The 13,296-nt window shown below is 58.0% G+C and carries 13 protein-coding genes, 3 tRNA genes and 1 pseudogene; 15 read left to right on the top strand and 2 right to left on the bottom strand.

The window, feature by feature from the left end; all coding sequences use genetic code 11:
* Window positions 1-60 precede the first annotated feature (60 nt).
* Window positions 61-387 (bottom strand): annotated as a pseudogene (locus KVT38_RS31870) (glutamate--tRNA ligase family protein); the annotation flags it as partial.
* Window positions 388-621: 234 nt separating this feature from the next.
* Here KVT38_RS31870 and KVT38_RS31865 point away from each other — a divergent pair.
* From KVT38_RS31865 to KVT38_RS31800, 14 genes are all read left to right on the top strand, one after another.
* Window positions 622-1,314, top strand: coding sequence for an ABC transporter ATP-binding protein (locus KVT38_RS31865; protein WP_217597785.1), 693 nt, complete (start codon window positions 622-624; stop codon window positions 1,312-1,314).
* Window positions 1,274-2,380 (top strand): efflux RND transporter periplasmic adaptor subunit, encoded by a 1,107-nt coding sequence (locus tag KVT38_RS31860; protein ID WP_217597784.1) that lies wholly within the window; start codon window positions 1,274-1,276, stop codon window positions 2,378-2,380. The genes KVT38_RS31865 and KVT38_RS31860 overlap by 41 nt, the downstream gene beginning before the upstream one ends.
* A 3-nt stretch (window positions 2,381-2,383) precedes the next feature.
* Window positions 2,384-5,275, top strand: a complete 2,892-nt coding sequence (locus tag KVT38_RS31855; protein ID WP_217597783.1) for an ABC transporter permease — start codon at window positions 2,384-2,386, stop codon at window positions 5,273-5,275.
* A 3-nt stretch (window positions 5,276-5,278) separates the two neighbouring features.
* Entirely contained in the window at window positions 5,279-6,166 is an 888-nt protein-coding gene (locus KVT38_RS31850; RefSeq protein ID WP_217597782.1) for an ABC transporter ATP-binding protein, read from the top strand.
* Window positions 6,163-7,716, top strand: a complete 1,554-nt coding sequence (locus tag KVT38_RS31845; RefSeq protein WP_254639709.1) for an ABC transporter substrate-binding protein — start codon at window positions 6,163-6,165, stop codon at window positions 7,714-7,716. The genes KVT38_RS31850 and KVT38_RS31845 overlap by 4 nt, the downstream gene beginning before the upstream one ends.
* Before the next feature lie 160 nt (window positions 7,717-7,876).
* Window positions 7,877-9,430: an ABC transporter substrate-binding protein gene (locus KVT38_RS31840; protein ID WP_217597781.1), complete on the top strand. Its 1,554-nt coding sequence runs from the start codon at window positions 7,877-7,879 to the stop codon at window positions 9,428-9,430.
* 79 nt (window positions 9,431-9,509) lie between these two features.
* A complete protein-coding gene (locus tag KVT38_RS31835) occupies window positions 9,510-9,674 on the top strand; it encodes a hypothetical protein (protein WP_177244241.1) in 165 nt (54 codons plus the stop codon).
* 132 nt (window positions 9,675-9,806) lie between these two features.
* Window positions 9,807-9,998, top strand: a complete 192-nt coding sequence (locus tag KVT38_RS31830) for a YycC family protein (RefSeq protein ID WP_217597780.1) — start codon at window positions 9,807-9,809, stop codon at window positions 9,996-9,998.
* An 80-nt stretch (window positions 9,999-10,078) separates the two neighbouring features.
* Window positions 10,079-10,155: transfer RNA gene (locus KVT38_RS31825), tRNA-Met, on the top strand.
* A gap of 29 nt (window positions 10,156-10,184) precedes the next feature.
* Window positions 10,185-10,260, top strand: a tRNA-Ile gene (locus KVT38_RS31820).
* 35 nt (window positions 10,261-10,295) lie between these two features.
* Window positions 10,296-10,384 (top strand) — tRNA-Leu (locus tag KVT38_RS31815).
* A gap of 331 nt (window positions 10,385-10,715) precedes the next feature.
* Window positions 10,716-11,036, top strand: coding sequence for a hypothetical protein (locus KVT38_RS31810; protein WP_217597779.1), 321 nt, complete (start codon window positions 10,716-10,718; stop codon window positions 11,034-11,036).
* A gap of 315 nt (window positions 11,037-11,351) precedes the next feature.
* Entirely contained in the window at window positions 11,352-11,564 is a 213-nt protein-coding gene (locus KVT38_RS31805; RefSeq protein WP_217597778.1) for a KGG domain-containing protein, read from the top strand.
* Between the two features lie 184 nt (window positions 11,565-11,748).
* Complete coding sequence (locus tag KVT38_RS31800; protein ID WP_217597777.1) at window positions 11,749-11,919, top strand: hypothetical protein; 171 nt, start codon at window positions 11,749-11,751, stop codon at window positions 11,917-11,919.
* Between the two features lie 63 nt (window positions 11,920-11,982).
* On the opposite strand, the gene dat is transcribed toward KVT38_RS31800, so the two are convergent.
* A complete protein-coding gene (dat, locus tag KVT38_RS31795; RefSeq protein WP_217597776.1) occupies window positions 11,983-12,822 on the bottom strand; it encodes a D-amino-acid transaminase in 840 nt (279 codons plus the stop codon).
* 93 nt (window positions 12,823-12,915) lie between these two features.
* Here dat and KVT38_RS31790 point away from each other — a divergent pair.
* On the top strand, window positions 12,916-13,296 hold a 381-nt coding region (locus KVT38_RS31790; protein WP_217597775.1), incomplete at its 3' end, for a uracil-DNA glycosylase.

The raw sequence follows: 13,296 nt of genomic DNA, 5'->3' as shown, positions 1-13,296 counted from the left end.
GGCAGACTGGTCGTCCACATAGCCCAGACCTTTGCAGCTGAGCAGGAGCGCGAGCTCCTACATTTCCCCCAGCTAGTCCGATGCGAAGAACAGCCCGACCCAGTCAGAGCCGAGCCATTTGACGTCCTGCTTGATCGATTCGACGTATTCGACGGCTTCCTTGACCGGATTCGTGTCGTCGAACCGCAGGTTCGTGCGACCCTTGAATTCGTCGGCGAGCTCGATGATCAGGCAGATCGGCTTCGCATGGCCGATGTGCGAATACCCGTTCGGCTCCGGCGGGAAGCGGGTGACGACTTCCTTGACACGGCCCGCTGCCAGATCGTCGATGACGATGTTCTTAATGAAGTTGGAGGATGAAGTTTTATTATCGGCGGCTTTGTCCACGGCGACCCGACCTTTCTATGCTGCGAGGTTATTTCTTCATGATACACAATTATACCCTTCCTTATAAAGCCTTTGGACAAAAAAACCGAAGAGCGCGGGCGGAAACGCCTCGACAAAAAAACTTTCAGCTTTTTTTCAGATTTCTCATAAATTTAATCTAAAGACGTAACTTTTTCGCGAAACGTCTCGTTATAATGTTGAACTGTAATATGGAAGACCGAGGGAGGAAAGGCAATGGATGTTCCCGAGCGGCAGCCGCTGCTAAGCGTCAGAGGCGTGGAGCGGTCCTTCGACGTCGGCGGACAGAAGCTGCGCGTGCTGAAGGGCATTAACCTGACCCTCGAGCCGAACCAGCTGATCATGCTGAAGGGCCGATCCGGCTCCGGGAAGACGACGCTGATGAATTTGATGGGGGGCCTCGACAGGCCGACAGAGGGAGAGATTTTTTTTCAAGGCAAGCCGTTTCACCAATGGAACGACGACAAGCGGACGGAGGTCCGCCGCAAGGATATCGGCTTTATTTTCCAAGCCTACGCCCTCATGCCCTTGTTATCCGCCTACGAGAACGTCGAGCTGTCCCTGCGAATGGCCAAGAAGCCGCGCAGCGAATGGAAGTCCCGCGTAACCGCCTGTCTCGAGCTTGTCGGACTTGCGAAGCGGATGCATCACCGGCCGTTCGAGATGTCCGGGGGCGAGCAGCAGCGCGTCGCCATCGCCAAGGCGATCGCGCATCGGCCAAGCTTGCTGCTGGCCGACGAGCCGACCGCGGAGCTCGATTCGCAAATGGCGGCGCAGGTCATGGCGGTATTCCGGGAGATCGTCCGCACGGAGAACGTCACGATCTGCATGACCACGCACGATACCACGATTATGGAGGTTGCAGACCATGTCTATGAAATGGTGGACGGCGTCTTCGTCGCAGGATAAAAAGAAAAGCGGCATGCGCCGGGCAGCGGGCCTGCTGGCTGCTGTCGCCCTGTCCACGGCCGTAGCCGGCTGCTCGCTGCTGCCGGACGAACCGGAGGAGGAGGACCTGTCGCAGATCCACCTGCCCGAGATTTCCAAGAAGCCCGAATACGATGTGACGACCAAGACGCTCGAGACGACGGTGTCCGGTTCGGGCAAAATTTTGTCGACCCAAGAGAAGACGCTGTACTACTCCGCCAAGGCGATGGAGGGCATGCGTCTTAAAAAGCTGTACATACAGCCCGGAGACGTCGTGAAGGCCGGGCAGACCGTTGCGGAGCTCGACGTCGAGGATATGAAAAAGCAGCTGCGCGACCAGCGTCTTCAGTTCCGTCAGCAGGAGCTTCAAATGAAGCAGACGCTGCGGGACAAGGACGAAATGGACCCGATCGACTTCGAACAGAAGCAGATCGCGTTCGAAGAAGCGCGCCAGAAGATCAGCGACCTGGAGGCCGACATCGCGAGCGCGGTGCTGACGGCGCCGTTCTCCGGTACGGTCGTATCGGTCAGCGTCCAGGAGGGCGCGGCGATCAAGGTGTACGATCCGCTGTGCGTGCTCGCCGATCCGAGCAGCCTGATCGTGGCGGGCGAGATGTCTTCCGACGACCTGCAGCAGGTCGCGGTCGGCATGGAAGCGACGGTCGACATCAACAGCGCCGGCGCCGTCAAAGGCAAGATCAAGTCGCTGCCGGTGCCGAAGGCGGACAACGGCAACGGAGGAGCCGGAGGCGCTCCGGGGCCGAAGGTCACGAACCTCAGCGATTACCTGCTGATCTCGGTGGCGAAGCTGCCGGCCGGTGCCGCGCGCGGCACGCCGCTCAGCTTCTCCGTCGTCGTCGACCGCAAGGTGGACGCGGTCGTCATCCCGCGCTCGACGCTTCGCACGGCCGGCGCGCGGACGTACGTGCAGGTCGCCGAAGCGGACGGCAGCAAGCGCGAGGTCGACATCGAGGTCGGCCAGCAGACGGCGACCGACATCGAAGTGCTGTCAGGTCTGACGCCGGGACAGAAAGTCGTAGGCTCTTAAGCTATGGCGCTCATCCGATTTTTATTTCGCAAAATGTGGAACACCCGCTGGCTCACGCTCAGCACGCTGGCGGGTCTGCTCGTGGCCGTCGCCTTCACGACGAGCATCCCGATGTACGCGGACGGCGCCCTCAAGCGCGTCGTCGCGAGCTCGCTGAAGGAGAACAGCCAGGGGCTGCCGGCAGGCTCGCTGCTCTTCCGCTACCAGTCGAGCGACGGCAAGACCGACCCGGCGAACTTTACCGCGGTCGACCGCTATATTAAGGAAGACGTGCCTGCACGCGTCGGCTTCCCCAAGGAAGTCGACCAGCGGAGTCTGACGATCAAGTCGGCCGAGGTGCAGCCCGAGGATCCGAGCAAGGTCGACGCGAGCCGCACGCGCAAGATGACGATCTCGTCCTTCGGCGGCCTGAAGGAGCAGGTCGAGATGGCCGGCGGCAAATGGTTCGCGGACCGCGCGGGTTCGGACGGCACGCTCCAAGCAGTCATCATGGAAGAGGCGATGCTTCGCCTCGATCTGCATGTCGGCGACGTGCTCCTTTACCCGGTCTATGGCGGCTTGAATCTGACGCTGCGGGTCGAGATCGTCGGCAGCTTCAAGCCGAAGGCGGATTCGGCCGCGTACTGGTACCAGGGGCTCGATACGCTGCTCGGCACGCTGTTCATCGCGGAGCCGGCCATGCTTGAGGATCTCATGGCGAAGCAGAAGATCCCGCTGCAGATCGCGGCATGGTACTCGGCTTACGACCTGCGGAACATCCAGACGAGCCAGCTTACGCCGCTTGCGCATACGTTGTCGCGGGCGGACATCGAAGCGAATCAGCTGCTCAAGGATACGCAGGTCGTCATCTCCTTCGCCGACATGCTGAGCGAATTCCGCAAGCAGAGCGTGCAGCTTCAGACGATGCTGTTCACGCTTGCGGCGCCAATGATCGCGATGGTGTTCTATTTCATCACAATGAACGCCCAGCAGTCGCTTGAAAAGCAGCGCTCCGACATCGCGGTGCTGCGAAGCCGGGGGGCGGGAACGCGGCAGATTTTCCTGCTGTTCCTGTTCGAGGGCATCCTGCTCGGCATCGTCGCGCTCGTCGCGGGGCCGTTCATCGGCTGGTATATGGCGAAAAGCATCGGCTCGGCGAGCGGGTTCCTCGAGTTCGTCAACCGTAAGTCGATTCCGGTCGGCTTCTCGATGGACAGCGTGCTCGCGGGCGCGGCGGCCGTCGTCGTCGCGATCGGCGCGGCCGTCATCCCGGCGCTTGTCTTCACCCGCACGTCGATCGTCGACTACAAGCGCAAGATGGCGCGCGGCGACCGCAGGCCCTTCTGGCAGCGCTGGTTCCTCGACGTCGTGCTCGTCGGCGTGGCGGCATACGGCTGGTACCTGTTCAACGAACGGCAGATGATCTCGTTCAAGACGGGCATGACGACCGACCAGCTGAACGTTCAGCCGTTCCTGTTCTTCGTGCCGGCGATCAGCATTTTCGCGGCGGGACTTGTGTTCCTGCGGCTGTTCCCGCTGCTGCTGGCGCTGTTCGGCTGGCTGGGCCGCTCGTTTCTGCCCGTGCCGCTCTACTTGACGCTGACGCAGCTGTCGCGGTCCGCCAAGTCGTATTACCCGCTCATGATCCTACTCATCCTGACGCTCGGACTTGGCGTGTACAATGCATCCGCGGCCCGCACGATCGGGCTCAACTCGGAAGAGCGCATTCTGTACCAGCACGGCGCTGACGTCGTTATCTCGGCTGCCTGGGAAGGCAACGCCGAAGTGTCGCAGCCGTCCGGCGGAGGATCGGGCGGCGGAGGAGGCGGTGGCACCGGGGGCGGATCTGGCGGCGGTGGCTCCGGAGGAGGAGGTGGCGGCGGTGGCGGAGGGCAATCGCGCCCGCTGCCGACCAAGATCAACTACAACGAGCCGCCGTTCGAGACGTTCCGGGAGCTGCCGGGCGTCGTGCATGCGGCCCGCGTGCTGCAGGCGAAGGCGAGCCTCACGGTCGCCGACCGGACCGCGGGCCAGGCCACGCTCGTCGGCATCGACAACGTCGACTTTGCCCGGGTGGCCTGGTTCCGCAAAGACCTGTACCCGGCGGGCTTCTACAAGTATTTGGCCGTCATGGGCAGGTCGGCGGGCTACGCGCTCGTCTCCAGCAATCTGGCTAAAAAGTACAATCTGAAGCCCGGCGACCAGATCGACGCGATTGTGCAGGACCAGAAGATTCCGTTCATCATCGCGGCGTCGCTGCCCTACTGGCCGGCGCAGTACCCGGACGAATCTCCGTTCCTGGTCGCCAATCTGGATTATCTGTACGACAACATGCCGCTCATGCCTTACGACGTCTGGCTCAAGATGGAGCCCGACGCCAAGACGGCGCCGCTTATCCCGGCGCTGCAGAAGAAGGGCGTCGAGATCGCATCGATCTCCGACGCACGCAGCGACCTGGTCACGCAGGCCAAGCATCCGGCACGCGGCGGCGTGTTCGGCATCCTGAGCCTCGGGTTCATGGTCACGATCATCGTCACGTTGTCCGGTTACATCCTGTATTGGTTTTTTAACCTGTCGGGACGGATCGTGCAGATCGGCATTCTGCGCGCGATGGGATTGTCCAGGCGCCAGCTGACCGGCATGCTGCTGCTCGAGCAGGTGTTCACGGCCGGGCTGTCGATCGGGCTGGGCATCGGCATCGGCAAGCTCGCGAGCCTGCTGTTCCTGCCGTTCCTGCAGACAACGGACAATTCGGCAGGTCAGGTGCCGCCGTTCCGCGTCATTTTCGAGCAGACGGACACTTACCGCCTGTATATCGTCGTCGGCTTCATGATGCTGATCGGCATTCTGATGCTGGTCACCCATATCCGCCGCTTGCGCGTCCATCAGGCCGTCAAGCTGGGAGAGGAGCGCTAATCCATGATCGATTGCGAAGGACTCGTGAAGATTTACAAGACCGACGATCTGGAGGTCGTCGCCCTGCAGGGGCTCAACCTGTCCGTCAAGGACGGCGAGATGATGGCGATCATCGGCAACAGCGGCAGCGGCAAGTCGACGCTGCTCAACATCCTTGGCGGCCTGGACCGGCCGTCCGCGGGACAGGTGCGGGTCGGACCTTGGGACCTGCTCAAGGTATCCGACAATGACCTGGTGAAGTACAAGCGCGAGACGGTCGGCTTCATCTGGCAGAACAATGCGCGCAACCTGCTGCCCTATTTGTCGGCGCTCGAAAATGTCGAGATGCCGATGATGTTCAACGGCAAGGTGGACCGGGCTTACGCCAAGCAGCTGCTGGAGTGGGTCGGGCTCAAGGACCGGATGCACAACAAGCTGACGCAGCTCTCGGGCGGGGAGCAGCAGCGGGTCGCGATCGCGATCTCGCTGTCCAACCGCCCGAAGATGCTGCTGGCCGACGAGCCGACCGGCTCGGTAGACTCGCGGACGTCGGACATTATTATGGACATCTTCCGCAAGTTCAACCGCGAGATGGGTCTGACGATCGTCATCGTCACGCACGACCTGTCGCTCGCCGGCAAGGTCGACCGCGTCGTCGCGATTCGCGACGGATTGACGAGCACCGAGTTCATCAAGCGCAATCCGAACCTGGACGGCGCGCCGCCGCTCAGCGGCGTGGGGGTGAACGACGACGTGCACGAAGCGTTCGTCGTCGTCGACCGCGTCGGACGGCTGCAGGTGCCCAAGGAATATTTGAAGCAGCTTGAGATCGGAGACAAGGCAACGATGGAGTTCGACGGAGACAAGATCGTCATCCGCGGACCCAAATCAAACGAGGGGGAATCCGCATGATGGACCAAAGAAAAAAAACCGTAAGACGCGTCGTGGCCGGCGGCCTGACGCTGAGCCTGCTCGTGCCGCTGCTGGCGGCGTGCAACGACAAAAACGAGGAAGATCCGAACAACCGCCGCACGCTGCGCATCGGGATGATGTACGGCAGCTCGCAGGACGAATCGTATTATCGCCAGCAGTACACCGACCTTTTCGAATATACGCATAAAAACATCGATATCGAGCTTATTCCCGCGATCGACTGGTCGGAGCAGCAGTTCGAGACGCCCGACAAGCAGCAGAACGTCGATCAGCTCGCCAAGGTGAAGGAAATTATGACGGGCGCCAACCCGGTCGACATCATGATCGTCGATTCCACGGCGATGCTGAGTCAGCTCGTCCAGGAAAATATGCTGAAGCCGCTCGATCCGCTCATCAAGGAAGACAAGATCGACCTGAGCGACTACGTGCCTTCCGTCATCGACGGAATCAAGGAGGTCGGCGACAATCAGCTGTTCGCCCTGACGCCGACCTTCGTGCCTTCCGCGCTGTTCTACAACAAGACGCTGTTCCAGAAAAACAACATCGAACCGCCGCGCGACGGCATGAGCTGGGACGAAGTGATCGCCCTGGCGAAGCGCTTCGGCGACGGCAAGGGCGGCAAGGACGCGACGTTCGGCTTCTCCTTCAACCAATGGGGGGCGAGCGACGGTTACTCCGACATGGCGCAGTATGCGGCGCCGCTGGGTCTGCGCGTATACGACGAAAAGGGCGAAAAAATGCTCGTCAATACGCCGCAGTGGGAAAAAGTATGGACGACGATCGCCGACCTGTACAAAAAGCACGTCGTGCCGACGCAAGAGGACATGCAGAAGATTTACGAAGCGCAAAATAAAGATGTCGCCGTGGGCGGCGATGGCGGGCAGGTTTACAATCCGTACCAGAACCAGCTCTTTTTCTCCGGCAAGATGGCGATGGTGCTGGGACAATACTACATGCTGAACGATCTCGAGACGTACAACAAAAACTATGAAAAGCTGAAAATGACGAAGCTCGACTGGGATGTCGTTACGGTGCCTCAATTCATCAACGAAGCGCCCGGCATCGGTACGAACATCTCGCTCAGCGCGCTGACGAGCATCAATGCGAAGGCCGCCAATCCGGACGACGCCTGGGAGTTCGTCAAGTTCATGAACGGCGAGGAATGGGCGAAGCTGAAGTCCCGCAGCAGCTACGAAATGACGGCGCGCAAGTCGTTCATCAAGCCGCGCGACGGCATGAGCTACAACATCGACGCGTTCACGCAGCTGAAGCCTGCGCCTCAGCAATCCATCGCGGACGCCAAGCTGCTCCAGGAGCGTCCGAACCTGAACTATATCAACCAGCTCGGAAGCACCGAATTCCAGCAGGTGCTGAGCGGCAAGCTCTCCGTCAAGGAGGCGCTCAAGGAATACGAAGAAAAAGGCAACGACCTGCTGCAGAAGATCAAGCTGAATCCGAAGGGACAGTTCGATCCGGGCATCGGCGGGGACGTTTACGGGGGCGGCGGTATCGCAAGACCGCTGGGCTGAATCGATTGAACTTTTAAATTTCTTTAATGCCGAGACTTTCGCATTTCACCATGAACGACTCACTTTGCGCGATCAGTCACCGATGGGCTGGTCGCGCATTTTTTCGCCGGGGAACGGAATATATTTCCGATTGAGGAAGCTGAAGGGGGACTTTTCTAGGATGAAGAAATTAAACAAAAGCTGGAGCTTTGCGATGGCATCGCTGCTTATAGCCGTACCTGCGCTCGGCGCTTGCACGGATGGACCGGAGAGCAGCGACAAGGAGCGCAGAACGCTTAGGATCGGCATGGTGTACGGGAGCAAGGATAACGAGTCGTATGTCCGGCAGCAGATGACCGACATGTTTGAGGTGGACAATGGGAATATCGACGTCGAGTTCGTATACGGAATCGACTATAACGATATGCGGTTCGCGACGGAGGAAGAGCGCAAAAATCAGAACGTCGACCCGCAAGCGAAAATAAGAGAACTAATGGAGGGAGACAATCCCCCGGACGTCGTCATGACCGATATCGTCTCGATGAAAAAGCTGGCGTCGGAAAATCTGCTCAAGCCGCTCGACGACTACATCAAGCGGGATAAGTTGAATCTCGACGACTTTTTGCCGGCCGTCATCGATACGCTCAAAGCGCAGGGCGACGGACAGATTTACGGGCTCTCGCCTACCTTTTCAAGCAGCGCATTGTTTTATAACAAAAAATTGTTTGCCGATGCCAAGATCGCGCCTCCTACCGACGGCATGACCTGGAACGAGCTGTTCGCGCTTGCGCAGTCCCTGAAGAGCGGCAAGGATAAGGACGCCGTATACGGGTTTGCCTTCAACAATTATGGAGGCGGTGTTAGCTTCTACGACGCGCAAAACGCTTACGGAGGCCCGTCGAAGTTGCGCATTTTCGATGCGGCGGGCGAGAAAATGACCGTTCACACGAAGGCATGGGCGGATGCGTGGGCCAAGCCGATTCAGCTTTACAAAGACAAGGTCATTCCGCATCAGGAGGACATGCAGTCAACCGCCTCGATGGCGTCCAGCGACGGAAGCTTCGCCTACAATCCTTATCAAGGCAACGGCTTTATGAACGGTAAAATCGCAATGGTGGTAGGCAGCTATTATATGGTCAACGATCTAATCAGCTACAACAACAACGTGAGCAAAATGAAAGACGCCAAAGCCCTTGATTGGGACGTTGTAACGGTACCGCGGGCCGAGGGCGGAGACGCCAACGGGGTGTACCTGACCAATCTTGCATCGATAAACGCAAAAAGCGCGAACCCGGACGATGCGTGGGCGTTTATCAAGCATCTGAACAGCGAAGACGTGGCGAAGTTCAAGGCGCGGAGCCAGGGCGAGCTCAGCGTCCGGCAGAAGTTCATCAAGCCAAAGGACGGAGCGAACTATCATATTGAAGCGTTCACGAACGTGAAGCCGTACAGCGGCGAGCAGAGCGAAGCCGATCAAAAGCTGTATCTGGAGCGCCCGAACCTGAATCTGATCTCGGAGCTCGGCGGCTACTTGTTTCAAGAGGCGGCGGACGGCAAGAAGACGATCGACGAGGCGCTTGCCGAATGGGATCGAAAAGGCAACGAGCTGCTCCAGAAGATCAAGCAAAATCCGAAGGGCGATCTATCTGCCGAGCTGCAGGAATACAGGGATGCCGCGCAGTCGGGCATGAAAAACATGCTGAGGGCTGCTGCCGGGGAAGTCATAGTGAATTAGCCGCACGACGGGGTTAATTCGGCTTTGGAACGAGCATCCTATACCCATAACGACCACAATCCGGAGGGACGGATCAGGCATGAAATGGGTGTATTGGTCGCGGCTCTACGACAGCAAATTCCAAGCCGGCTGCCTTGTGCGCCGCATCGAAAACGACGGCTGGCTGTTCGGCGTCGAAATGCCGCGGGAAGTCGAAGTGTACCGTTCCAGAAAAGGAAAATTCGGCGTTCGGTACATGCCTTAAACCGTTCAGAAGGACCCGCAGCAGCCTATGGTTGCGGCGGGTCCTCTTGCTGTGGTATCGTCGACGGAGGAGATAAGCGGCCAGACATCCGCTGCTTATGCGACTTCGTATTTGTGATTGGAGGGGAAGCAGATGAGGAGAATGCCGCTGTCCGCGGATACGGCGCAGAAGCTGGCCGCGCATCTGAAGGTGCCGCTCGAGCATCTGATGCATATGCCGCAGCATATTCTGCTGCAGAAGTTGGCGGAGATGGCCGAGAAGGAAGCCGGCGCCGCTTCGGAGTCGGAGCAAAAAGAAAATCTAGAAAAAAATAAAAACGAATAACGATTTTTCCTTGACGGAATATCCCTCAATACGGTATATTAATTCTTGTCGCCATTGAGGGACACTTGATCGATTAACGACGCGGGGTGGAGCAGCCCGGTAGCTCGTCGGGCTCATAACCCGAAGGCCGCAGGTTCAAATCCTGCCCCCGCAACCAATTTTAGCTTCCTCGTAGGATCATGACGAGGGCCCTTAGCTCAGTGGTTAGAGCTGTCGGCTCATAACCGATTGGTCGGGGGTTCGAGTCCCTCAGGGCCCACCACAGCGAGGAACGGTCAAGCTCCCGCATCCATCCATGCCGGGGTGGCGGAATTGGCAGACGCACAGGACTTAAAATCCTGCGATGGGTGACCATCGTACGGGTTCGACCCCCGTCCTCGGCACCACTAACATCAAGAATATCAAGGGATTTCAGCTCAAGCGGCTGAAGTCTTTTTTCGTTTATTGAGCAAATTTGCTGCACGCTTACCATCTCTTCGGCAACATCACGACCCAGACGGAGATTTAGTCCATACCATCAGGTGAGTCGATTATTAACGACCTATGATAAGCCGCCGCAGTGCTCTGCATCAAACAAGGAATTCCCAAAAATAGGTTGTACTCTGATTTTTGAAATGGTAATATGATGGTAATAACCTGGTTAAAAGGTATATGAAAGGAGGGGCTAACAACAGTTTGAATTAAAGGTATCAAGACGATGAAAAGGAAGGTGTTATTGTGAAAAAACGGTTAACTAAGGTATTGATGGGTTTCTTTATGATTATATCGCTCGTTCCCGCTATGACTGCCAATGCGGCGACAGGAGTTTTTACGCCGATTGTCACGAGCAGTATTATCGTATTGAGTTGGACCATGCAGCCCGGGGAAACCACTGTGCAGATTTACCAGAACGGCATTTACATTGCAACCGTGGCCAATACAAATAATTATCCGGTATCTGGACTCAGCCCATGTACCTCCTATTATTTCGAAGTCAGAGGTACCGGCTCTTACAGCAGTACGTCAACGCCTTGGGTTTCGACCACAGGATGTTCGTAAGCGCCAGTTATTAACCCTTCAGCGACGTACAATTCCATTTATCTGATCTGGAGTTCTATCGGATAGAAGGATTGTCAATCTACGCCGTTGCAAATCGAAGGTGGACTGTGGCCCGCAAGAAGGACACTTTGAAAAAAGTGACCCTCTTGCGGGTCATTTATGTTTTAATCAAGTGTCTGCGCTCTCGATGTTTAACGACTGCAAACGTATCGTTTTGTGAGAAAGCTCTAATTGTCGTTTACACATCTCTTCGCCGGGTATATATACCGTGGGCAGGCAAGTCCGAGCCCGACAAACCCAAAGGAGTGATTCTGAATGGCACGCAACGACGACAACAACAAGATGAGCCGCGAGGAAGCAGGACGTATGGGTGGAGAAGCGACGGCAAGGACGCATGACAAGGAGTTCTATCAAGAGATCGGCGAGAAGGGCGGCGAAGCGCGCGGCGGCAGCAACAACCGGGGCCAAAGCGGCGACCGCGACGGCATGAGCCGGGAAGAAGCGGGCCGCAAGGGCGGACGCTCCTAATCGCAAGCGCGAACGGATGCAAGCAATCGTAAAATAGCGTGACCTGCAAAGCGCCGAATGCGACTACCGCATTCGGCGCTTTGCTTTGCCGGCGATCTGTCGTCCATACATAGAGCAGCGAGAAGGAAATCGGCAAGGCGGCGTTGAATAATTAAATTTGAATAATTGAATGGGGTGTAACGGCGTGATGAAGCAATATGCGATCGATCTGGCTAAAAAATTGTACAGGGATCATGAGCGGTCTTACTTCGTCATTCAGGAGGAAGGCTCCGAAACCTACCGGGTCGTTGATAAAGCGGAGAAGGAAGAAAAGCAGCTGAATCGATATGTCGTATTCAGCATAGAGGTGGATTAAAAAGAAATGAGGGAAACGGCTCCGGTGGCGCTTGATTCGCGTCCGGAGCCGTTTCCCTGTTCGCTAACGGCCGATGGCGGCGGCGAACTCGCGCTGCAGCCGTAGCGTGATCGGTCCTGGCTCGCCGGAACCGACCTTGCGTCCGTCGACGGCGACGATCGGCGTAATCTCCACGGTCGTCCCTGTGACGAATGCTTCGTCGGCCGCATACAGCTCGTCCAGCGTGAAGGGACGCTCGTCCGAGGGAATCTCCGCGACTCGTGCCAATCGAAGCGTCACGGCGCGTGTGATGCCGTGCAGGATCAGATTGTCGGGGGGATGCGTGAGCAGTACGCCGTCTTTGACGATCATGACGTTCGACGCGCTGCTCTCGGTGACGATCCCGCCGCGGTGCAGAACGGCATCGGCGGCGCCGCGATCCGCCGCTTCCTGCTTTGCGAGCACGTTGGCCAGCAGGTTCAGCGTCTTATAGTTGCAGTGCAGCCAGCGGATGTCCTCCAGCGTGACGACCGGGATGCCTTGTTCCATCGCTTGGACGGGACGCGCGACCTCGCGCGTATAGGCGAGCGCCACGGGCGCCGCGCCGGCGGGGAATAAATGGTTGCGAGGCGCCGTTCCGCGGGTGATCTGCAAATAGACGATGCCTTCTTTCAGTTCGTTTCGCTCTACCAATTCGATCATGGCCGCGCGCAGGCCATCCAGTCCCCATGGCAGTGCGAGCTTCAGACCCGCCGCGCTCAGCCGCAGCCGCTCGAAGTGCGCCTCGGCTTCGAAGAGGTTGCCGCCATAAACGCGGAACACCTCGTAGATGCCGTCCCCGAAGTTATAGCCGCGGTCATGCGGCGAGATTCGCACTTCCTCCTCGGGCAGGAATGCGTTGTCGTACCAATAGATCGAAGTCATGGACGCGTCTCCTTTGCCTTTTGGGCGAACAGATCGATTCTGCTATAATAATAGAATCGCTTCATAGCTATCATAAATCAGGAGGCATACCTCATGCCAGCGGTGTTCAAGAACGATTGGGAGCCCTTGCTTCAACCCGAACTGGACAAGCCCTATTATAAGGCGCTTAGAACGCAATTGGCCGCCGAATACCGGGAACGGACCGTTTATCCGGACATGCACCATATTTTCGAAGCGCTGCATCTGACTGCGTATCGGGACGCCAAGGTCGTCATTCTCGGTCAGGATCCGTATCACGGCGCGGGGCAAGCGCATGGGCTCAGCTTTTCGGTCCTGCCCGGCGTACGCCAACCCCCGTCGCTCCGCAATATTTTCAAGGAGCTTCAGAGCGATCTCGGATGCGAGGTGCCGAGTCACGGCAATTTGTCGCATTGGGCGAAGCAGGGTGTGCTGCTGCTGAACGCGGTGCTGACG

It is taken from the genome of Cohnella sp. GbtcB17 (assembly GCF_019091135.1).
Taxonomy (GTDB): domain Bacteria; phylum Bacillota; class Bacilli; order Paenibacillales; family Paenibacillaceae; genus Cohnella.
Note: the sequence above shows the minus strand (reverse complement) of the source record. Positions and strands in the feature narration are given on the sequence as shown.